This window comes from Allobosea sp. GW821-FHT12C12, from assembly GCF_058807355.1.
The window spans coordinates 371,169-393,209 of the sequence record NZ_JBXAQP010000001.1 but is presented as its reverse complement, the minus strand read 5'-3'; the positions used below and the strand labels follow the sequence as shown (position 1 = coordinate 393,209).

The 22,041-nt window shown below is 67.6% G+C and carries 20 protein-coding genes; 12 read left to right on the top strand and 8 right to left on the bottom strand.

Features of this window, described 5'->3' with window-relative positions; translation table 11 throughout:
* Positions 1-64 precede the first annotated feature (64 nt).
* Positions 65-1,360, bottom strand: coding sequence for an FkbM family methyltransferase (locus tag AC1RRW_RS02055; protein ID WP_492898692.1), 1,296 nt, complete (start codon positions 1,358-1,360; stop codon positions 65-67).
* A gap of 296 nt (positions 1,361-1,656) precedes the next feature.
* Here AC1RRW_RS02055 and rfbG point away from each other — a divergent pair, with 296 nt between their 5' ends.
* From rfbG to AC1RRW_RS02000, 11 genes are all read left to right on the top strand, one after another.
* On the top strand, positions 1,657-2,727 hold the full coding sequence (rfbG, locus tag AC1RRW_RS02050) for a CDP-glucose 4,6-dehydratase (protein WP_492898690.1): 1,071 nt from the start codon (positions 1,657-1,659) through the stop codon (positions 2,725-2,727).
* A gap of 19 nt (positions 2,728-2,746) precedes the next feature.
* On the top strand, positions 2,747-3,685 hold the full coding sequence (locus AC1RRW_RS02045) for an NAD-dependent epimerase/dehydratase family protein (RefSeq protein WP_492898688.1): 939 nt from the start codon (positions 2,747-2,749) through the stop codon (positions 3,683-3,685).
* Entirely contained in the window at positions 3,682-4,722 is a 1,041-nt protein-coding gene (locus AC1RRW_RS02040) for a glycosyltransferase family 2 protein (RefSeq protein ID WP_492898686.1), read from the top strand. Before AC1RRW_RS02045 ends, AC1RRW_RS02040 begins: the two co-directional genes overlap by 4 nt.
* The gene (gene rfbF, locus AC1RRW_RS02035; protein WP_492898684.1) at positions 4,719-5,501 is read left to right on the top strand and encodes a glucose-1-phosphate cytidylyltransferase; all 783 of its coding nucleotides are present in this window, start codon (positions 4,719-4,721) and stop codon (positions 5,499-5,501) included. The genes AC1RRW_RS02040 and rfbF overlap by 4 nt, the downstream gene beginning before the upstream one ends.
* Positions 5,498-6,211, top strand: a complete 714-nt coding sequence (locus AC1RRW_RS02030) for a class I SAM-dependent methyltransferase (RefSeq protein ID WP_492898682.1) — start codon at positions 5,498-5,500, stop codon at positions 6,209-6,211. Before rfbF ends, AC1RRW_RS02030 begins: the two co-directional genes overlap by 4 nt.
* Complete coding sequence (locus AC1RRW_RS02025) at positions 6,208-6,672, top strand: GtrA family protein (protein WP_492898680.1); 465 nt, start codon at positions 6,208-6,210, stop codon at positions 6,670-6,672. Before AC1RRW_RS02030 ends, AC1RRW_RS02025 begins: the two co-directional genes overlap by 4 nt.
* Positions 6,669-7,277, top strand: a complete 609-nt coding sequence (locus AC1RRW_RS02020; RefSeq protein ID WP_492898678.1) for a class I SAM-dependent methyltransferase — start codon at positions 6,669-6,671, stop codon at positions 7,275-7,277. Before AC1RRW_RS02025 ends, AC1RRW_RS02020 begins: the two co-directional genes overlap by 4 nt.
* A gap of 73 nt (positions 7,278-7,350) precedes the next feature.
* On the top strand, positions 7,351-9,225 hold the full coding sequence (locus tag AC1RRW_RS02015; RefSeq protein ID WP_492898676.1) for a hypothetical protein: 1,875 nt from the start codon (positions 7,351-7,353) through the stop codon (positions 9,223-9,225).
* 70 nt (positions 9,226-9,295) lie between these two features.
* Entirely contained in the window at positions 9,296-9,832 is a 537-nt protein-coding gene (locus tag AC1RRW_RS02010) for an NUDIX hydrolase (RefSeq protein WP_492898674.1), read from the top strand.
* Positions 9,833-9,877: 45 nt separating this feature from the next.
* A complete protein-coding gene (locus AC1RRW_RS02005; RefSeq protein ID WP_492898672.1) occupies positions 9,878-11,929 on the top strand; it encodes an NAD(+) synthase in 2,052 nt (683 codons plus the stop codon).
* Between the two features lie 206 nt (positions 11,930-12,135).
* On the top strand, positions 12,136-13,551 hold the full coding sequence (locus tag AC1RRW_RS02000) for a mannose-1-phosphate guanylyltransferase/mannose-6-phosphate isomerase (protein WP_492898670.1): 1,416 nt from the start codon (positions 12,136-12,138) through the stop codon (positions 13,549-13,551).
* Positions 13,552-13,571: 20 nt separating this feature from the next.
* Here AC1RRW_RS02000 and AC1RRW_RS01995 read toward each other — a convergent pair whose 3' ends face one another.
* The 7 genes from AC1RRW_RS01995 to AC1RRW_RS01965 all read right to left on the bottom strand — a co-directional run bounded on the left by AC1RRW_RS01995 (position 13,572) and on the right by AC1RRW_RS01965 (position 21,051).
* Entirely contained in the window at positions 13,572-14,669 is a 1,098-nt protein-coding gene (locus AC1RRW_RS01995) for a calcium:cation antiporter (protein WP_492899031.1), read from the bottom strand.
* Positions 14,670-14,756: 87 nt separating this feature from the next.
* Positions 14,757-15,092, bottom strand: a complete 336-nt coding sequence (locus AC1RRW_RS01990) for a DUF1330 domain-containing protein (RefSeq protein WP_492898668.1) — start codon at positions 15,090-15,092, stop codon at positions 14,757-14,759.
* Positions 15,093-15,214: 122 nt separating this feature from the next.
* Positions 15,215-17,032 (bottom strand): glucan ABC transporter ATP-binding protein/ permease, encoded by a 1,818-nt coding sequence (locus AC1RRW_RS01985; protein WP_492898666.1) that lies wholly within the window; start codon positions 17,030-17,032, stop codon positions 15,215-15,217.
* A gap of 278 nt (positions 17,033-17,310) precedes the next feature.
* Positions 17,311-17,601, bottom strand: a complete 291-nt coding sequence (locus tag AC1RRW_RS01980; RefSeq protein ID WP_492898664.1) for an addiction module antidote protein — start codon at positions 17,599-17,601, stop codon at positions 17,311-17,313.
* Positions 17,602-17,727: 126 nt separating this feature from the next.
* Positions 17,728-17,904: a type II toxin-antitoxin system RelE/ParE family toxin gene (locus tag AC1RRW_RS01975; protein ID WP_492898662.1), complete on the bottom strand. Its 177-nt coding sequence runs from the start codon at positions 17,902-17,904 to the stop codon at positions 17,728-17,730.
* Positions 17,905-17,939: 35 nt separating this feature from the next.
* Positions 17,940-18,425, bottom strand: a complete 486-nt coding sequence (locus AC1RRW_RS01970) for a CAP domain-containing protein (protein WP_492898660.1) — start codon at positions 18,423-18,425, stop codon at positions 17,940-17,942.
* Positions 18,426-18,480: 55 nt separating this feature from the next.
* The gene (locus AC1RRW_RS01965) at positions 18,481-21,051 is read right to left on the bottom strand and encodes a DUF3772 domain-containing protein (protein WP_492898658.1); all 2,571 of its coding nucleotides are present in this window, start codon (positions 21,049-21,051) and stop codon (positions 18,481-18,483) included.
* A gap of 510 nt (positions 21,052-21,561) precedes the next feature.
* Here AC1RRW_RS01965 and AC1RRW_RS01960 point away from each other — a divergent pair.
* Positions 21,562-22,029 (top strand): (2Fe-2S)-binding protein, encoded by a 468-nt coding sequence (locus AC1RRW_RS01960; protein WP_492898656.1) that lies wholly within the window; start codon positions 21,562-21,564, stop codon positions 22,027-22,029.
* The last annotated feature ends 12 nt before the right edge of the window (positions 22,030-22,041 follow it).

The window sequence follows — 22,041 nt, the reverse complement described above, 5'->3', positions numbered from 1 at the left end:
TGTCCGGCCATTCTACCTGATCGTGCCGCGTGTCGGAATCGTCGAGCGCCAGAAGGAGGGGGGCTCAGTGCGCGTAATCGAGCACCATGCAGCCCTTCGTCAGGATCTCGATCTTCTCTTTGGGAATCGCGACGATGTTCTCGAAATCGGAAGCGATCCTGGCCTGCGACAGGCGGGCGAAGGTCATCGACTTCGAGCCGACATCGTAGCTCATGAGGAAGACGCCGTAATCGCGCTCGTCGAAATAGCCGTAGATGTCCTGGCGTCGGCCACCGACATAAGGGCGCTCCTCGTATTCGACGATGAAGCAGGGCCTGACCGCCGCGCGCGTCAGGAAATCGGCGGAGGCCAGCACGTCGGCCTCCTTGCCCTCGACGTCGATCTTCAGCAGCGCGATCCTGTCCCTGTAGGCGTCGCCGATCAGCTCCTGCAGCGGGCGCACCTCGATGTCGTAGACTTCCGCCTCGTCGACCGTCGACGCCGCTATGTCGGCTTCGCCGGGCAACAGCAGCTTCCACTCGTTGACGCTGTGAGAGTTGCCGTGGTGGAAATCCCTGAGGAACTGGGGCGTGAGCTGCTCATGCGGCATGATCGAGCCCGAGCCTGCGTGACGCGAGCTGACGATCAGCTTGAAGCTGCCGGCGTCCGCGCCGACCGCATGCGGCACGATCTCGGCATTGTCGACGCCGTTGAGCCCGAAATGCTCGATGAGTTGTGCCCTGACGCGCGGGTTCGGCTCGAAGGAGACGACACGACCGCCGCGCCCGACGGCCAAGGCCGCCCTGACGCTATGAACGCCGACATTGGCGCCGATGTCGAGAAAGACGTCTCCAGGCGCAAGAAGATGAGCGATCAGTTCCGAGGTGCTCTCCTCATAGACGGAATCGGTCAGCAGCGCCCGGCTCGTTACGACATCGGTCTGCGGACGCACGCGCAACAGCGCGCCAAAGGTCGTGGCGATAAGGACGTCGTCCTCCTTGGCGACGGCGATGGCGAGCACGGCGCGTTCGCGGAGCTTCTGGGCCGGCTCGTCGGCGCTCATGCGCCGGACCGGAAAGGTTCGCAGCGCCCATTTCGCTTCCGCCAGCGACAGCATGTGCGTCGAGGTCGGGTCGGGTGTCCGGCCGCCATAGCTGAAGCCGGCCGCATTATCCCTCGCATTGACGAAGGCTGAGTCGATCGCCGCTTTCGTCTGCGCCGCAAGGTCGCGGCCGCGCGCCTCGCAGGCGCTGGTCGCCCGGTTTTCCAGCTCATCGGAGCGGGTGAGAAGCCTTGCCTCCAGCCGGTCCAGCCTCGCCGGCAGGCCGACCACGGCCCTGAGTTTCCCCGGCCAACCCACGACGCGTTTCAACAGATTCATCGAAAGGCTCCTTGCCGTCGCAAGAAGAGGTTTTGACGGCAGGCGTCAATATCCGATCTCGCGAAAGTCGAACCGGCCGCGGGTCAGCCGCGATACCGGCATCTGCCGCGAGCCCCTGCCTCTGGACCTTGCGGGAGCCTGCTTGTATGGGAAGCCGCGCGCGGACGACCGATGGGACGCGAGCCGGCCTCGCGGACCTGGACAGGCCGTGACGCGGTCCCGGTAGCGAGCCTGGATCGAACGGCGTTTCCGGCGGGATGTGTTGGCGCGGGCGCGCCGGAGGCGATGCGTTTCAGATGGATTTCGCTGCGATCTACCGGGGCAGGCGCGTCGTCCTGACCGGGCATACGGGTTTCAAGGGCTCCTGGCTCGCCTTGTGGCTGAATCGGCTCGGGGCTGAGGTCACCGGCATCGCCCTGCCGCCGACGTCCCAGCCGAACCTGTTCGAGGCGATCGACGTCGCCGGGCTCGTCGAGTCCCATCTGGTCGATATCCGGGACGCCGCGCGCGTGGCCGCCATCGTCAAGGGGGCCCAGCCCGAGATCGTCTTCCACCTCGCCGCGCAGCCGCTGGTCCGGCGCTCCTACGCCGATCCGCTCGAGACCTTCTCGACCAATGTCATGGGCACCGCCCATGTGCTCGAGGCCTGCCGGAGCAGCGGCTCGGTCGAGGCCTTCGTCAGCGTCACCACCGACAAGGTCTATCAGAGCCGGGAATGGCCCTGGCCCTATCGCGAGACGGATACGCTCGGCGGGGCCGACCCCTACAGCGCCAGCAAGGCCTGCGCCGAGCTGGTCACGGCGGTCTATCGCGACAACGTCTTCCGCAAGGACCCGGCGATCGCGGTCGCGACCGCGCGCGGCGGCAACGTGCTCGGCGGGGGCGACTGGTCCGACGACCGGATCGTGCCCGATGTCGTGCGCTCGATCGCGTCGGGCCGTCCGATCGTGCTGCGCAATCCGGCGGCCGTGAGGCCCTGGCAGCATGTGCTGGAGCTGTGCGAGGGCTATCTCGAACTCGGCGCGAGGCTGAGCGAATCCGGTTTCGACTTCGCGGAGGCCTGGAATTTCGGGCCGCGGGGCCATGACGACGCGCCCGTGCTGGCGCTGGCGCGGCAGTTCCTCGCGACGATGGGCAAGCCTGGGCACCCGATCGAGATCCAGGGTGAGCCCTTGAAGGAGACGCAGTTGCTGCGGCTCGACATCTCCAAGGCGCTGGCGCGGCTCGACTGGCGGCCGAGGCTCTCGACGAAAGAGACGCTGGAATGGAGCGCGGAGTGGTATCGCGCCAGCCATGCGGGCGAGCCGATGCGCGAGGTCTCGCTGAGGCAGATCGCGGCGTTCGACGCGCGCCGCACGGGCGCCTGAGTCAGAAATGCGCCCGTCCTTGAGTGCAGACCTCGCCTTCGGCACGGCGCTCGTCACCGGCGGGACCGGCTTCGTCGGCCGGCGTCTCGTGGCGCGGCTCAAGGCGCTCGGCGTGAAGGTGACGCTGCTGCAGCGTTCGGCCGAGCTGCCCGAGGGCGCGGAGCTGATCCTTATCCCGGATTTCTCCGATGCGAGCCTCGATGGCGCGCTGGCTGGCCGGCGTTTCGACGCCGTATTCCATCTCGCCGCCTATGGCGTGACGCCGAGCGACCGCGACCCCGCCCTGCTGGAGGAGATCAACGCGCAGGCGCCGCAACGGCTGGTGCGCCAGGCCGGCGTGCTCGGCGCGCGCGCCTTCGTCCTGCTCGGCAGCGGCTCTGAATACGATTTTTCCGGCGTCGCCGCGCCGGTCGGCGAGGAGCGGGCGCTCGAACGCTCCGCGCCCTATGGCGCAAGCAAGGCCAGAGGCGGCGTCGCCGCGCTCGCGGCGGCCGAGGATGCGGGCGTGCCGCTGGCGCTGGTCAGGATGTTCAACGTCTACGGTCCGGGCGAGAACCCGCACCGGCTGCTGCCCTCGCTCACCAGCGACCTCCTGCGGGACCGGCCGGTGCCGCTGAGCCCGGCGACCCAGCTGCGCGATTTCCTGCTGATCGACGACGCCGTCGAGGCGCTGGTCGCGACCGCCGAGGCGCTGTTCCGCCAGGGCGGCCGGCACGTCTTCAATCTCGCCTCGGGTCGCCCAGCGTCGGTGCGCTCCTTCTGCGAGACGGTCGCCCGCCAGCTCGGCAAGCCCGAGGCGCTGCTCCTGTTCGGCGCGCTGGCGATGCGTCCGGGCGAGAGCCTGTTCTTCAGCGGCGATCCGGCCCGGCTGACGGCGTTCTGCGGCTGGCGTCCGCGCCATGGCCTCGAGGACGGGATCGCGCTATCGCTGCGCCACTTGCAGGCGGAGCATTCATGACGAGCCTTTCTCCCATTCCCGATATCGCGGCCTCCGGCGATCTTCCGATCCGGCGTCGCCTCGTCTCGATCTGCGTGCCCGTGCTCAACGAGGCCGAGAACATCCCGCGCCTGCTCGCCCGGCTGAACGAGCTCGCGCAGGCCAATCCGGCCTACGACTTCGAGTTCCTGTTCACCGACAACGCCTCGACCGACGACACCTTCGCGCTGCTGGCCGAGGCGGCGCGGGCCGACGGCCGCATCCGGGCGCTGAGCTTCTCGCGCAATTTCGGCTTCCAGCGCTCGGTCCTGACCAATCTGCTGCATGCGCGCGGCGACGTCGCGGTGCAGGTCGACGCCGATCTGCAGGACCCGCCCGAGCTGATCGCCGAGTTCCTCGCCAAATGGGAGGAAGGCTACAAGGTGGTCTACGGCATCCGCCGCCGCCGCCAGGAAAATTTCGTCATCAACGGCGCGCGGCAGGCGTTCTACCGGCTGATCCGGGTGCTGAGCGAGGTCGATGTGCCGGTCGACGCCGGCGATTTCCGCCTGATCGACCGCACCATCATCGAGCAGCTCAGGACCTATCAGGACCGGTCGCCCTATGTGCGCGGGCTGATCTCGTCGATCGGCTTCGCGCAGATCGGCATCCCCTACGACCGCGCCGCGCGCATCGCAGGCAAGAGCAAGTTCAACGTCTCCAAGCTCGTGCTGCTGGCGGTGGACGGCATCTGCAGCCAGTCGACCAAGCCGCTGCACTACATCACCCTGTTCGGCATCGCGATCTCGGTGCTCTCCTTCATCAGCGCCTTCCTCTATTTCGTCGCCTATTTCTTTGTCGACTACGAGACGCCGGGCTTCACCACGCTGGTTCTGATCGTGCTCGCCTCGATCGGCATGAACTCCCTGTTCATCGGCCTGATCGGCGAGTATGTCGGGCGCATCTACGACAATGTGCGAAGCGCGCCATTGGTGATCGTCGACCGGCGGATCGAGCCGCTCGACGCAAACCGGGATTCGACCCAAGACGCTTTGCCCGGCCAGGATCGACGCTCATGAAGGTGGTATTGCTCGCGGGCGGCCTCGGCACGCGCCTCTCGGAAGAGACCGATGTGCGGCCCAAGCCCCTGGTCGAGATCGGCGGCAAGCCGATCCTCTGGCACATCATGAACATGTACGCCCATCACGGCCTGTCCGACTTCGTCGTCTGCGCCGGCTACAAGGGCGCGATGATCAAGCGCTATTTCGTCAACTACTTCCTCGAGACCAGCGATGTCGACGTCGACATCGCCACCGGCGAGGTGCGCTACATCAACTCCAGGGCCGAGAACTGGCGCGTGCGCGTCATCGACACCGGCGTGCCGACGCTGACCGGCGGGCGGCTGAAGCGCGTCGCGCCGATCCTCGGCGACGAGACCTTCTGCATGACCTATGGCGACGGCGTCAGCGATGTCGACATCGCCGCCGTGCTCGCCTTTCACCGCAGCCATGGCAGGCTCGCCACCGTCACCGCCGTGCGCTCGCCCGGCCGCTTCGGCATCCTGAGCCTCGGCGAGGGCAAGCAGGTGATGCGTTTCCACGAGAAGCCCGACGAGGAGATGGGCTGGATCAATGGCGGTTTCTTCGTGCTGGAGCCGGGCGTGATCGACTATATCGCCGGCGACGACACGATCTTCGAGCGCGGGCCACTGGAGCGGCTGGCGGCCGACGGGCAACTCGCCGCCTACCAGCATTCCGGCTTCTGGAAGCCGATGGACACATTGCGCGACAAGCGCGAGCTCGACGATCTCTGGGCCTCGGGCGCGCCGCCCTGGAAGACCTGGGGAGGCGCTGCATGAGCGAGCGCAAGGAGGCCGCCCCGCCGGCGGAATTCGACGCCTACAACCGGACCTATAGCGACAAGGTCAACGAGGCGATCGGCTTTTCCGGGCTGAAGGTCGACTTCTTCACCCGCGCCAAGGCGGACGAGCTCCTGCGCCTGATCGCGCGGCACGGCGCGGTGGCGGCCGGGCAGGCGAGCGTGCTCGATGTCGGTTGCGGCATCGGCAACTACCACGCCCTGCTCGGACCGCGCTTCTCCGCGCTCTCGGGCGTCGACGTCTCGACCGCCTGCATCGACGAGGCGCGGCGCAATCATCCGGGCGTCGCCTATGAGAGCTTCGACGGCACCAGCCTGCCGTTTCCCGATGCGAGCTTCGACGTGGCCTTCGCGATCTGCGTCTTCCACCACGTCCCGCTGGCCGACCGGCCGAAATTGATGGCCGAGATCAAGCGCGTGCTGAAGCCCGGCGGGATGATGGTGATCTTCGAGCACAATCCGCTCAATCCGCTGACGCTGCTCGTGGTCAATCGCTGCGAGTTCGACAAGGACGCGATCCTGCTGCGGGCCGGCCAATCGGAGGGTCTGCTGGCGCAGGCCGGTTTCCGGGACGCCTTCAGCCGCTACATCCTCGCCGTCCCGGCCGACGCGCCGCTGGCGCGCAAGGTCGATGCGGCGCTGTCGGTCCTGCCGCTCGGGGCGCAGTACTACACGCTCGGCAAGGCATGAGCGCCGCGGCGCGGTTCACGCCGTCGCGCGCCTCGGTCGCTCGGCTGCTGCGGTTCGGGCTGGTGGCCGCGATCAGCGGCTCGGTCTACGCGCTGGCCTGCGCGACGCTGATCGTCTACGCGGGTATCGAGCCGAAGCTCGCCTCGGTCTACGCCTATATCGTCTCGATCTTCGTCAATTTCGCCGGGCAGCGCCGCTTCACCTTCGCCTCGCAGAACAGCATCCTGCCGGAGGTGCTGCGCTTCTGCGTCGTCCACGGCGTCAATATCGGCGTGTCTTACCTGATCACGCTCGCCGTCGTGCAATGGTTCGGCCTGCATTTCATCTTCGGCATCGCCGCGACGTTGCTGGTCATCCCGCTCTCGACCTACGTGCTTTTGACCCTATGGGTCTTCCAAACGCCTGCCAACACCGCTAAGGGCGACGCCAGCGCCGACAGGCATGGAGCCGCCCCGAAATGAGCCTCAAGGATGTCCTCGCCTCGCCGCGACTGTACCAGACGTTCCAGGAGGCGGGCGGCTTCTTCGGCGCGCGGCTGAAGGCGATCCGGGACTATGTCGCGATCAGGCCCGGCGCGCGCATCATCGATGTCGGCTGCGGGCCCGGCTTCCTGGCGCAGCACCTGCCCAAGGGCGTCGACTATATCGGCTTCGACATCGACGAGGCCTATATCGCCTATGCGCGCGAGAATTTCGGGCATCTCGGCACGTTCCATCGCCGCATCTTCGACGATGCCGCCGCGGCCGAATTCGGGCCGGCCGACGTCGTTATGATGAACGGCGTCGTGCATCATCTCGACGATGCGACGGCGCTGGCGGTGTTCGCAACGATCCGCAAGGCGCTGGGCGAGAGCGGGCTGCTGTTCACGCTCGACGGCTGCTTCCGGGAGGGCCAGAACGCGCTGGCGGCCTGGCTGCTGCGCTCCGACAGGGGCGAGTTCGTCCGCACCGAGCCGGCCTATCGCAGCCTGCTCGGCCATGTCTTCGAGGACGTGACGATCCATTTGCGCGAGGACATCTCGCGCGTCCCCTATACCTTCGCCATCGGTCTCGCCAAGGCGGCCTAGCGACTCACGGCCGCGAGCGCCGAAGACGTCGCGGCACGGCGTGATCGACATCCTTCCAGAACAGGCCAAGACCATGTCCAGCATATGGGCCACCGATCATGCCGAGCCGCGAGACCAGAGAGGCTTCGAGGCGCTCTGCTTCCTGGCGGTCGCGGCGATCGTCTGCGCCGCAGCCTTCCTGGTTCCGAACCCTTACGACAGCGAAGGCGGGATCGACGCCTATATATACAAGGCCTATTCGACCAATTTCGGCGCGCTGATCAACCGCTACGGGCCGTTCTACTTCAGCTATCGCTCGACCCATCTGGCGATGCTCTGGCTGGCCAGCAAGCTGTTCGGCGGCACGCTGATGCACAAGGGGCTGATCGCCATCTACCTCGTCGCGATCAGCGGGTCGCTCTGGATCATCCTGCGACCGCATCTGTCGACGATCGCGCGCGGCGCCTTCTGCCTCGCGGTCTGCCTGTCGCCCTGGATGCTGCGGACGATGGCGACGACCTATCTCGACAGCACCGTCATCGCGCTGATGTTCGTGATGCTGGCGCTGCTGTTCCTGCTGGCTCGCAGCGATTTCCGCTCGCCTGGACTGGCGGCCGCGGCCGGGGCGACGCTCGGGCTGATCGCCAACGCCAACGCCTATATGGTCAGCTACGGGGCGCTGATGTTCGCGGGCGTCTTCGCGGTTCGTCTCGCTCCCGATACATGGCGGCGCCTGCTCGTGGCCGGGCTTGTCGCGGTGGCGGTCTTCCTCATTGTTCAGGTGCTGCTCTGGTTCGCCTGGGTCGCCGTGCTGAAGGTCGGCTGGGGCACGCCCTGGAAGACAATGATCGCCTGGACGAAGATCGCGCTGGTCGGCGGCAGCTTCGACGCCGACATGTTCTCGGTGGCGGTCGCCCGCAGCCATGGCGGCGGCCTGCTGGCCAATCCGCAGCCCGACGTGATGCGCCTGACCAGGGAAGGCCAGGTCCATGTCGTCTATCCGCTGATCGTGCTCATCGGCTGTTTCGTATACCGGCTCTGGGCCGCGCCGCTGCAGATCAGGGCGGCCTACGACGACCCGCGGAGAAGCGATCCGTCCGAATGGAACATGGGTCTCGCGGCCGCGCTGCTGGTTGCGGCCTTTGCCTATGTGACCAGCGAGTCGATGGGCAACCAGATGCTGCGCTGGCCGTTCTATTTCTCCTATCTGATCGTGCCGACGGTACTGGCTCTCGGTTTCACGGCCTCGGGCCTGCAGCGCAGCGACGACCGCGACCTGGTTACGCCGGCGCTGGTCGTCGTCGCCGGCGTCACGCTGGCGATCCATCTCGCCTTCTCGCTCGCGCCCGGCCTCGCGGCGTCCGTGACCTATCCCGGACGCTGGTTCGCCAAGGCCATGGCGCTCCTGGCGCTCGCCTGCGGTCTCGTCCTGATCGTGCCGGCTTTTCGCGCCCGCGTCGCGGTCGTGGCGCTGGCCGGGCTGATGGTGGTCGGCGTTCCCCTGTTCAACGCCTCGGGCGGGAGCATCTACAGCTCGATCTATTCCTTCGACATGGCTCGTGTCGCGCGCGACATCGTCAGGGCCCAGAAAGCGCTGATCGATTTCGTCGAGGCGAACGCGCCGGCGCCCGGCATCCATCCGTTTGGACGGCCCGTCATATTCTGGCAGACGAATTCGAACTTCACCGTCTCGCTGCAGGCGACCTATCTCTCGGGCTATCAGTCGCTGCACCAGAACCACGCCTACCCGGCGCTGCCTGTCCTCAACGATACCGCGATCGCGCAGCTCAAGGCCGGCTATCGCCGCGAGATCGTCTTTCTCTACGAAACGCCCGAACAGGGAGAGGCGGCGAAAAAGGCTTTCCGCGATCTCGGCGTCGGCTTCGACGTGATCGCGAAGGGCGGGTACAACGGCCGCGTTCGCTCGGTCATCTTCGAATACATCCGGATACACACGCCGCCGAAGTGACCTCTGTCGGCGTATCCGGCCCATTTTCCTGCCTGCGCCCGAAAAGGGCCAACCGAGAAGCTCCGCGACCATGTGGACCATCCTCAAGGAAGAGACCGTCTTCTCGGCGAAACCCTTCGTCGAGGTGACGCGCCAGCACGTCGTCACCGACAGCGGCGTCGAGGTGCGCGACTACTATCAGGTCAAGCTCGCGGACTTCTCGATCGCCTGCGCGGTCACCGGGGATGGCAAGGTGCTCACGCTCTGGCAGTACAAGCACGGCTCGCGGCGCCATGGGCTGACCTTTCCGGCCGGCGAGTTCCGCGACGAGGACCCGGCCGAGGCGATGCGGCGCGAGCTGATGGAGGAGACCGGCTACGAGGCCGCCTCCGTCACGGCGCTCGGTTCCAGCACGGTCTCGGGCAATCAGGGCTGCGGGCAGGCGCATTTCTACCTGATGGAAGGCTGCAGGCCGGTCGGGCAGGCGCGGTCGGGCGATCTGGAACGGATGGAATTGCGGCTGATGGATGTCGCCGAGATCGACGCCGCGCTACGCGACGGCAGCATTGCCGTCATGGCCCATGTGGCGCTCTGGGGCCTTGCCCGGCCGCATCTCGGCGCGCGATAAGACCTTACCGGCCCTGAACTTTCGCCGCCGCCGACTGGATATCCGATGAGCTTCCACAACATCCACACGCATGGACTCGTCCGGATCGCCTGCGCCGCGCCGCGGCTGAAGGTGGCCGACCCGGCCTTCAACGTCGTCGAGACGCTGACGATGCTGCGCGCCGCCGATGCGCGCGGCGCCTCGCTCGCGCTGTTTCCCGAGCTCGGCATCAGCGCCTATGCGATCGACGACCTGCTGCAGCAGAACGCGCTGCTCGACGCGGCGCTGAGCGCGCTCGCCACGCTGGTCGAGGAGAGCCGATCGCTCCAGACCATGGCGATCGTCGGCGCGCCGCTGCGGGTCGACGGTCGGCTGTTCAACTGCGCCGTCGCGATCCTACGCGGCCGCATCCTGGCGGTGACGCCGAAGACCTACCTGCCGAACTACCGCGAGTTCTACGAGGAGCGGCACTTCGCCTCCGGCGACCGCGCCGGCGTCACCGAGATTGCGCTGTGCGGGCAGACCGCGCCGTTCGGCTCCGACCTGATCCTGAAGGCCTCCGACATCGCCGATTTCGCGATCCATCTGGAGATCTGCGAGGACGTCTGGACGCCGGCGCCGCCGTCGTCCTTCGCGGCTCTGGCGGGCGCGACCGTGCTGCTCAACCTGTCGGCGTCGAACGTCACCATCGGCAAGTCCGACTGGCGGCACGCGCTCTGCAAGGCCCATTCCGGCCGCTGCATCGCGGCCTACGCCTATTCGGCGGCGGGCCCGGGCGAATCGACCACCGACCTCGCCTGGGACGGGCAGGCGATGATCTACGAGAGCGGCGCGCTGCTCGCCGAGGCCGAGCGCTTCGCGGCCGAGCCGCAGCTCATCGTCGCCGATATCGATCTCGAGCGGCTGGTGATGGACCGCATCCGCCAGAACACCTTCGGCGACAATGCCGATATCCTGCGCGACAGGCTGGCCTTCCGCACGGTGTCGTTCGAGGCGAAGCCTGACTTCGAGGCCGATCTCGGGCTGGAGCGCGCGGTCGAGCGCTTCCCTTTCGTGCCGAACGACGACGCCAAGCTGAACGAACTATGCTTCGAGGCCTACAACATCCAGTCGCATGGCCTGCGCAAGCGCATGGAGAGCGCCCGCGTCCAGAAGATCGTCATCGGCGTCTCGGGCGGGCTCGATTCGACGCAGGCTCTGGTCGTGGCGGCGCACACCTTCGATGCGCTCGGGCTGCCGCGCAAGAACATCCTCGCCTACACGCTGCCCTCCTTCGCCACCAGCAAGGGCACAAAGGCCAATGCCTGGCGGCTGATGGAGGCGCTCGGCGTCACGGCGCAGGAAATCGACATGACGCCGGCCTGCCGGCAGATGCTGGTCGATATCGGCCACCCCTTCGCCAAGGGCGAGCCGGTCTACGACATCACCTTCGAGAACGTGCAGGCCGGCGCGCGTACCTCGGTGCTGTTCCGCCTCGCCAATTTCAACAACGCCCTCGTGCTCGGCACGGGTGACCTGTCCGAACTGGCGCTGGGCTGGTGCACCTATGGCGTCGGCGACCACATGTCGCATTACAACGTCAACGGTTCGGTTTCGAAGACGCTGATCCAGCACCTGATCCGCTGGGTGGCGCAGTCCGAGCGCTTCGGCGCTGAGGCCTCGGCCGCGATGCTCAACATCCTGGCGACCGAGATCTCGCCGGAGCTGGTGCCGGGCCAAGTCGGCGCCGATGGCGAGGACGGGCCGAGCCAGAAGACCGAGGATTTCGTCGGCCCTTACGCCTTGCAGGACTTCAACCTGTTCTACATCACCCGCTTCGGCTTCCGGCCGAGCAAGGTCGCGTTCCTGTCGCATCACGCCTGGGGCGATGCGAGCCGCGGCGGCTGGCCGCCGAACATCGAGGCCGGAAAGCAGCTCGCCTATGATCTGGCGACGATCAAGCGCTGGCTCACCGTCTTCGTGAAGCGCTTTTTCGAGACCAGCCAGTTCAAGCGCTCTGCCGTGCCGAACGGGCCGAAGGTTTCGTCCGGCGGCTCGCTCTCGCCGCGTGGCGACTGGCGCGCCCCGAGCGATTCCTCGCCGGCCGCCTGGCTGAAGGATCTGGAGAAGATTCCGTAAGGAAATCTGGAACGGCTTGGTCCGCCGATCCGCAAGAGATCAATGCAGCCGGCCAGGCGCAGCTCGCGGGACTGCAATTTCCGCTCGTTCAATGCGCCATTGACAGTCGGGTCAATCGTCAGCATTCCAAGCGACCGCCAATTCCATCCGTGAGGTCGGGTTGTAGCCTGCGACCCCTTACGTTCTGTCCTGTGAGACCTTCAGCCATGACGCAGCCTGCTCCGATCATTCCCGTCATCGTCTGCGGCGGCGCGGGCTCGCGGCTCTGGCCGGCCTCGCGCGAATCCTTTCCCAAGCAGTTCATCGCGCTGCTCGGCGAGCAGTCGATGTTCCAGAAGACGCTGTCGCGCCTGTCGGGGGAGAATTTCGCGGCCCCGGTGATCATCACGCATGAGGATTTCCGCTTCCTGGTGCAGAGCCAGCTTCTGGCGCTCGGGATCAAGGGCGACATCCTGCTGGAGCCGATGCGGCGCGATTCCGGCCCCGCCATCGCGGCCGCGGCCGCCTTCGTCGAGCAGCGCCATCCCGGCACGACGATGATGGTGCTGCCCTCCGACCATCTCGTGACGGACACCTCGAGCTTCCAGCAGGCGGCGCTCCGCGGCGCGGGCGCGGCGACCGAGGGCCGGATCGTCACCTTCGGCATGATCCCGGACCAGCCGGCGACCGGCTTCGGCTACATCCATCCGGGCGCGGCGCTGCACGAGGGCGTCCACGGCGTCGAGCGCTTCGTCGAGAAGCCAGACGCCGAGACCGCCGCCCGCTACATCCGCGACGGCTATCTCTGGAACAGCGGCATGTTCCTGTTCCGCGCCGACGCCTTCCTGGCCGAGCTCGCCCGCTTCGAGCCGACCATGGTCGACGCCGCCAAAGCGGCGGTCGCGCAGGCGGACGGCGATATCGGCTTCCTGCGGCTGGACGGCGAGGCTTTCGCGCTCGCGCCGAAGAAGTCGATCGACTACGCGCTGATGGAGAAGACCAAGCTCGCCGTCGTGGTGCCGGCCTCCTTCGGCTGGTCTGACGTCGGCAACTGGTCGAGCGTCTGGGAGGCCTCGCCGCAGGACGCGCAGGGCAACGCCAGGAGCGGCGAGGTCGAGCTGCTCGACTCGAGGAACTGCTATGTCCAGACCAATGGCCCGCTGACCGTGCTGGTCGGCATGGAGGACGCCGTCGTCATCGTCGAGGACGACGCGGTCATGGTCGCCAATCGCGACAAGGCCGAACAGGTCAAGAAGGCGTTCGAGGCGCTGAAGGCGCGCAACCACCGCAGCGTGGTGTCCTCGCTCAGGGTCTACCGGCCCTGGGGCTACTACCAGACGCTCGATCTCGGCACGCGCTTCCAGGTCAAGCGCATCCTGGTCGATCCCGGCCAGAAGCTCTCGCTGCAGAGCCACCATCACCGCGCCGAGCACTGGGTCGTGGTGCAGGGCACGGCGCTCGTCACGCGCGACAAGGACGAGATCATGCTGCGCGAGAACGAGTCGATCTACCTGCCGCTCGGCTGCGTGCATCGCCTCGTCAACCCCGGCAAGATCCCGCTCGAGATCATCGAGGTCCAGTCCGGCTCCTATCTCGGCGAGGACGACATCGTCCGCTACGAGGACATCTACAACCGCAGCTGAGCCGGGTTCGGCCCGTGTCGTTACGGGCTGAACACCAGCACCAGGAAGACGAAGAACACCGAGAGGTGGACCGCGCCTTCCAGCATCGTCGTGCGCGTGCCGGTGAAGGTCAGCGTCGAGAGCAGGAGCGTCATCGCCAGGATGACCATGTTGGTCGCCGAGAGGCCGAGCGTCACCGCCTGGCCGGTGATCAGGCCGATCGTCAGCACGGCGGGCACGGTCAGCCCGAGCGTCGAGGCGGCGGCGCCGAGGCAGAGGTTGATCGCGCGCTGGAGCTGGTTGGCGGTGATCGCGCGCAAGGCCGCGATGCATTCCGGCGTGAACACCACCATCGCGATCAGGATGCCGCCGAGGGCGACGGGCGCGCCGAGCCGGGCGATGCCGAAATCGAGCACGGTCGCCAGGCTCTTGGCCAGGATCACGATCGGCAGGATGTTGGCGAGCAGCAGCACGACATGCGTGGCGGTCGATCGGTCGGTGCCGGCATGGGCCGGGCCGCCGACGCCGGTGATGTCCTTTTCGGCCTCGGGCTCCTGGAAGAAGGCGCTGTGCCGGCCCGTCTGCAGGATCAGGAAGGCGCCGTAAAGCGCGATGGTGAACAGCGAGAAGGCGATCGCCTGTCCGCTGGTCAAAGTGCCGTCCGGGGTCGATGTGGTGAAGTTCGGCAGGATCAGCGGGATCACGGTGAGCGGGATGATCACCGAGAGATAGGAGCCCGCGCCCTTCAGATTGTAGCGCTGCGAGAAATGGCGCAGGCCGCCGATCAGCAGGCCGATGCCGACGACGCCGTTGAGCACGATCATCAGCACCGCGAACATGGTGTCGCGCCCGAGCGTCGGCGCGCCCTTGGCGCCGAGCATCACCGCCGCGATCAGCGCGACCTCGATGATCACGATCGAGAGGGTGAGGATCAGCGTGCCATAGGGCTCGCCGAGCCGGTGCGCCAGCTCCTCGGCCTCGTGCACCACGCCGAAGGCCGACCAGATGATGACGGCGAGCAGCCAGCCGAAGACGAACGCGGACGGCAACGGCGCGCCGAGCATGCCCAGAAGGCTGTCCCCGAAGAACTGGAAGGCCAGGACGGAGGCCCAGGCGCAGGCCAGGCGGGCAGGCATCATGGTCACGCGGCGGACTCCTTCGGCGATGGCGGGGCAGGCCGCTACGGCGACAGGCCCTTCATCCATACGCCGCCGGCCGGCGAAAATTCAACCGCCGGCGAGCTTCGCGATGACATCGGCGGCGCGATAATTCGACGCGACGCCCTCCACCAGCATGGCGCGGCAGCGCGCATTGCCGGTCCGCAATCCCGCGATCGCCTGATAGCCCGGCGAGCGATACCAGGCACGGGCATCGGTCATGCTCGGGAACGAGACGACGACAAGGTCGCCGGGCCAGTCGCCCTCGACGATCTCGGGCGTCGCGCCATGAACGAGGAAGCGGCCGCCATGGGGCTCGAGCGTGGCGTCGATGGCCTGGAGATAGGCGAGGATGTCGGGCCCGATCCGGACGTCCTCGAGCTGGCAGACGGCGTAGGCGGTCATGGCAGGTCTCCCGATCGGCCGGGTCGGCCGGTGTCGGGGACCATGCAGAGCCTGCGGCGGCAGGTCGATTACCTGCGAGGTTAACGTCTGGAGCCACGTGCGCCCGGTCCCGCCCGGCCCGGTCAGTCGACCTTGAGCTTCCGCGCCAGCGGGCTCGCGACGTCGTCGGGCAAAGCCGCCGCCGGCTTGTCGGTCACGAGATATTGCGCGCGGGCCAGCGCCTCGAAGCGGCCGCCCTTGGCGACGAGTTCATCGAAGGCGCCCATCTCGATGACCTCGCCCTGCTCGAAGACGAGGATGCGGTCGGCGTTGCGGATCGTCGCCAGCCGGTGGGCGATGACGAAGGTGGTGCGGTCCTTCATCACCTCGTCGAGCGCCTTCTGGAGCTTGACCTCGGTCGCGGCGTCGAGCGCCGAGGTCGCCTCGTCGAGGATCAGGATCGGCGGGTTCTTGAGCAGGGCGCGGGCGATCGAGAGGCGCTGGCGCTCGCCGCCCGAGAGGGTGCGGCCGCGCTCGCCGACGAGCGTGTCGAGCCCGTCGGGCTGGCGCGCCATCACCTCGGTCGCCTGGGCGCGGTCGAGGGCGGCCATCATCTCGGCGTCGGTTGCGTCCGGCTTGCCGACGGTCAGGTTCTCCCGGATCGAGCGGGCGAACAGCATCGGCTCCTGGAAGACGACGCCGATGTTCCGGCGCAGCGAGAGCAGCGAGATCTCGCGGATGTCGACGCCGTCGACCGTGATCGCGCCCGATTGCGGATCGAAGGCGCGGTGCAGCAGGCCGAGCGTCGTCGACTTTCCGGAGCCGGTCGAGCCGACGATGGCGATGGTCTCGCCGGGATTGACCGAGAAGGTGACGTCCTTCACGGCGGCGCGCTTGCCGTCATAGGAGAAGGAGACGTCCTGGAACGCGACCGCGCCGGTCAGCCGGCCGGCGTCGGGTGCGCTGGCGACGTCGCGCACGGCCGGCAGCGTGTCGAGCACCTCGAAGAACTCGCGCATCTTCGGGGCCTGCATGAAGATGAAGTTCACGAAGGCGACGATCTGCTCCAGCCGCCCGACCAGCATGGTGGCGAAGCCCATGAAGGTGACGATCTCGCCCACCGTGGTCAGGCCCTGCATCAGGAGCCACGCGCCGACGACGAAGATCGAGAGCACCGTCAGCGTCGCCGAGGCGCGGGTCGCGACGGTGGCGATCGCCCACCACGACAGGACCGGCAATTGCGCCTCGAGCAGGCTGGCGATGGTCGAGCGCAGGCCGCGCACCTCGGCCTCGATGCGGGTGAAGCTCTGGATCACCGGGACGTTGCCGAGCGCGTCGGAGGCGCGTTCGGCGAGGTTGGAGTGATAGGCCTCGACATTGCTCTGGAGCCTGTCGGTCTTGCGCAGCACATAGGCCGTCAGCAGGCCGAACAGCATGACGAGCGAGATCAGCAGCAGGCCGAGCTGCCAGTTCTTCCACAGCGTGAAGGGCAGCAGGACGAAGAGCGCGACGAGGCTGGCGCAATGCTCGCGGAAGAAGGAGAGCCAGAGCGCCCACATGCCGCTGGTGCCGTCGAGCATCACCTTGAGCACGCGGCCGGAATGGGTCTGCGTGTGATAGGCGAGCGGCAGGGTCAGCGCGTGCTCGAAATAGTTCGCCATCACCGCCAGCCGCCGGCGATGGGCGAGGCGGTCGGAATGCAGCGAGACGAAGACCGAGGCCGCGATGGTGAACAGGCCGAAGCCGACCCAGGCCAGGATCAGGGCGTTGAGATCGCTCCAGGCGAGCGTCCGGCCGGAACCCTGCACGCTCGACAGCCTGTCGATCAGCGCGCCGAACAGCATCGGCTCGGCGAAGGCGGCGGCGGCGAGCAGGATGTTGGCGAGCGCCAGGATCAGCCCCAGCCGTTTTTCGGGGCCGAGCTCGCCGAGCACGCGGGCATAGATCGCAAACAACGACATCGTCTGAGCTTTAGCGGAGATGGCCGCGTGAACAAGCCCCCGACTTCATTGCGACGCTCGCCTTTCACCACCGAGGCGGGCCATGATGGCGCGATGACAGCATGCCTGCGCCGGGAGGCGCGCAGGAACCGCATCCTGCCGCGCGGACGCCATGATGGCGCGGGGCTTTCGCGGCTATGCGCGCGAATTGTGGCTTCACCCTCGCGCCGGAGCCCTACCCGAAGACGCGGTTCGATTTCGTCATCGAGTGAGGCGCAGGAGCATGCACGGCGCGACGATCAGGCGCTCAGCGGCACTGGCGCGAGGCGCAAGCCAAAGGCGTTCATCACCTTGAGGACCGTGCCGAATTCCGGATTGCCCTCGGCGCTCAAAGCCCGATAGAGCGCTTCGCGGCTGAGGCCGGTCTCGCGAGCGATTCGAGTCATGCCGATCGCCCGCGCCACATTGCCGAGCGCGCGTGAAAACAGCGCCGGGTCGCCATCCTCCAAGGCGGCGTCGAGATAAGCCGAGATCATTTCCGGCGTGTCGAGATGCTCTGAAGCGTCCCAAGGTCTGACGTCGATCGTCATCGCTTCTTGTCCTTCAATTCCCGCATGATCGTCTTTGCCCTGGCGATGTCGCGAGCCTGGCTGTCCTTGTCGCCATCGCAAAGAAGGATCACGATGGTTCGGTCGAAGCGGCCAAAGTAGATACGATTAGCCTGGCCCGGCGTCGATACGAATTTCGCTGACGCTGTCGCCGACCGATTCGACGTCGCCGACATTGCCGTCGGCGACGCGATCGAGCCGCGTCATTATCCTTGCCTTGGCTTTCAGATCGCGCAGCCCGTCCAGCCAGCGCGCGAAATCCTGGGCCTTTCGGACGATGATCACGGCCGAATTGTAACCTGTGGACTACATTTGTCAAATCACGGCGCGACGATCAGCGCCCAGTAGACCTGGTATTTCGAGCCCGGCGCATAGGCCGTGGCGATGCCCATGCGCGTCGCGCCCGGCGTCTTCATGACGCGGTCGTGCTGGGGCGAATCGCGCCAGCCGGAGAAGGCCTCGGCCAGGCGGCGATAGCCGGCCGAAAGGTTGGCCTCCGCGCCGGGCTGACCGCCGCGCGCGAGCCTTGCCTTCACGGCGTCGGTCTGCGCCGGCTTGTCGGCGGCGGCCATCGCGGCCGCCTCCTGTTCCGCGGCGGCCGACAGCGCCGGGTCGAGCGCGAGCGGTTTCAGGCCGGCGTTCATCCGGTAGGCGGAGACGACGGCGCGGGCCTCATCGGCGTCGACGCGGGCCGAGGCCGAGCCGAGATCGCGGTAGAAGGCCGGCTGGCCGGTGCGCGCCGGCTCCGCGCAGCCGGCGAGGTTGAGCACGGCGAGCGCGCCGGCGACCAGAGCCGGACAGGTCATCGGGCGCGCTCCCGCGGGGCGGGCAGGCTTGGGCCGAACAGGGCTGGGCATCGCGTCATTCCTTGCTGTCGTCCTTGCCGGCGAGCCTGGTCTCGGCCGGGTCGGGGTCCGGCCCCGGTTTCGGAGGCGGCTTCGGCTCTTCTTCGGGCTCGTCCTCGGCCGGCGCCTTGTTGCCGCGAACGGCGACGGGCTTTTTCGGCTGGGCCTTGCGCGCCGCGACCTCGCGGGAGACGGCGCTGGCGATGCCGGCCAGCGACTGCTCGATGCCCTCCAGCCCCTTGACCGTCATCTCGGCGGCCGGCGCGGCCGGCTCCATCTCGCTCAGGCGCTTGTGGATGACGAAGTTGAGGTCGCTGGTGACGCGGCCGACGATCTCGACGTCGTCGACGACGCAGATCAGGTCGAAATCCATCGTCGTGACGCCGAGCTTCTTGAACAGGATCGTCGGCGGCGGCTTCTGCTGCACGTCGCCATGGGCGCTCGCGGCGTCGCTCAGCATGGCGCGGACATCGCCGGGGTCGAGCGTGCGCGGCACGGTGATCGAGATCAGCACGCGGCCGGTCCGGTCGTTGCGGACGCGGTTGCGCACGACGCCGGAGACGAGGTTCGAGTTCGGCACGATCACCGAGGAGCGGTCGAAGGTCGCGATCTCGGTCGAGCGGACATTGATCTTCTTGACGATGCCCTCGGCGTCGCCGACCACGACCTGGTCGCCGACGCGGATCGGCCGCTCCCAGAGCAGGATCAGCCCCGAGACGAAGTTCGACACCACCGATTGCAATCCGAAGCCGATACCGACCGAGAGCGCCGAGGCGACCAGCGTCAGCCGCTCCAGGCTCAGGCCGAGCGAGGAGATGGCGAGCGCGACCGCGGCAATGTAGCCGACATAGCCGGATGCGGTCGTGATCGAGTTGCGCAGGCCGGTGTCGAGCCGCGTCGTCGGCAGGAACTTGCCTTCGAGCCAGCCCTGCAGCGTGCGCGTCGCGGTCAGGCCGAGCGCGAAGAGGACGCCCGCGATGACGATGGAGGAGAGCGAGACCGTGACCCCGCCGACCTGGAAGCCGAAGAAGGCGGCGCGCAGCGATGTGGCGAAATCGGCCGATTCGAGCCCCCAGGGCGCGAGCGCCAGGAGGAAGGCGATGATGATCAGGACGATCTTGAGCACGCCCGTGCCGACGACCGCGATCTTGTCGAGCGTCGCCGTGCGCAGGCCGATGCCGGCCTTCAGCGTCAGCGCGAGCCGGCCCTTGCCGGTCAGGGCGCGGTTGAGGCCCAGTTCGACGAGCTGGTGGAACAGCACGAAGAGGCAGGCGAGGATGCCGATCCAGAGCACCTGCTCGGTCAGGAAGGTGGCGAAGACGACATAGCCCGCAAGCGCCGCCAGCACGATCACGACGCCGACGACCCAGCCGAGGATGCGGACGGGGCCGAGGCTCGCGCCGTCGACCGGGACATAGGGGCCGAGACAGGCCTCCTCCTCGACCTCCTCGTCGTCGCGCAGCCGGTAGAGCCCGGCGATGAGCGTCAGCGCGAAGACGATGGCGAGGATGCCGCGCACCAGGATCGAGACCGCGAGCCCCGCGGCGATCGACTGCAGCCAGGCCTCCATCACCTTGCCGACCGACATGACCAGCGCAAGCGAGCCCGCGATCCAGACGACGACGCGCGCGGTGGAATCCATCACGCTGACGAGGCGGCGCTGCGGGTTGCCCGGCGCGAACAGCGCGTCGGCCAGCGCCTGGACGAAGGCGAAGATGGCGAGCCCGATCACGGCGGCCCAGATCACCGGCTGGATGCGCGGCGGCAGCAGGCCGGCGGTGTTGAGCGCCGAATAGATCAGCCAGCTCGCCAGCGCCGGCGGGGCCGCGCCCGCGACGATATGGGCGAAGGCGACATAGAGGCAGCGCAGGCTGCCGGCGCCCTCGGTCGCGCCCATGCGCGCCTTGAAGCGCGGCAGGTAGCGGGCGCGGGCGAGATAGAGCAGCACGGCGCCGAGAAAGGCGATCGCGACGAAGCCGCCGCGCACGCCGGACATGGCTTCGCCGACGACCGAGAGCCAGCCGCCGAAGATGTAGCCCGAGGCGCGCAGATCCTCGGGCAGCGTGGCCAGCGCGCTGCTCCAGACGTCCGGGCTCAGGATCGTCGGGCCGGCCGCGAAGAGCGCCCTGGCGAAGAGCTCGCGGCGCTTGTCGCCTATCGTTGTCTGCAACTGCTCGGCGGCGAGCAGGGCGGCGCGCGTGATCTTCATCGTCTCGTCGGCGTCGGCGAAGGCCTTGATCCGGGCGTCGCGCTCGCGCGCCACTTCGGCGCTTTCGGGCGGAGCCTTCGCCTCTGGCTTGGGGCCGAGCTGATCGAGCCTGAGCTTGGCCTGGTCGACGCGCGGCGCCTGCTCCTCGGAGAGCTGGCGCAACTGGTCGAGCACGGGCTGGAGGCGCAGGCGCTGGCGCTGCAATTCGGCGTCGGTCGCGCTCGGCGCGGCGAGCGTGGTCTCGATCTGGCCGAGTTCGGTGCGCAGGCCGTCGAGCCGGGCGCGGGCCGGGTTGGGCTCGGCGGTCTGGGCGAAAGCGTGCGTGGCGGCGAGCAGGAGGCAGGCGAGCCCGGCGAGCGCCACGAGCAGCGACGGCAACGTGCGCCCCCGGCGGCGATCAAGGCGCGCGGGAGCTTGGGGGGCAGCCATTCCGGTTCGACCTCGCTTTCGATGATTCGGTGCGGCTTCGACCCTCGCCCCAGCGGCCGCGGCAAGGCAAGACGAAGCAGAAAAATGCGTCTCGAGGAGCAATGCCGGAACCTTGCCGCTGAAATCCGTTTGCCGGCGGCCAGGCCATCACATTGCTGTGAGGGCGCGGCGGGCGACGGCGATGTCGCGAGCCCTCTTCGACGACAAAGGGGACGCGATCATGGCGCGCAAGCGGCAAAGCGGCCTCATATCCCAAGGTTTCCCGATATTCGGCGCCGTTCGGCCGGCTGCCTCGCGACTTCGGCGCCGACTTCGGCGGCGCTGGCCTGCCGGGCCGTTCTGCGTTTTGATCTGGTCGAGACAAAAACAGGTCGCATGTCGGTCGGACAAGCGGCCCTCGACCGGCGAGGCGCGCACGCACTCTCGCCGCCCTTCTCATAGCGACCCGGGAGGTTTGCGGTGGCGAAGCTCAATGTGAACGGCAAGACGATCGACGTGACGGTGGCGGACGATACGCCGCTGCTCTGGGCGATCCGCGAACAGATCGGCCTGACCGGCACGAAATATGGCTGCGGCGTCGCCCAATGTGGGGCCTGCACCGTCCATATCGACGGCGTCGCGACCCGATCCTGCGCGATGCCGGTCTCAGGCGTCACGGCAGAACAGAAGATCGTCACCATCGAGGGTCTCTCGCCCGACGGCACGCATCCGGTGCAGCAGGCCTGGATCAAGCACGACGTGCCGCAATGCGGCTTCTGCCAGAGCGGCATGATCATGGCGACCGCGGCGCTGCTGCAGGCCAATCCCAAGGCGACCGAGGCCGACATCGCCAGCGAGATCACCAATATCTGCCGTTGCGGCACCTATGCCCGCGTCAAGACGGCGATCCTGGACGTCGTCGCCAGCGGCGCGCTCGGCCGCGGTTGAAGGGAGAACGAT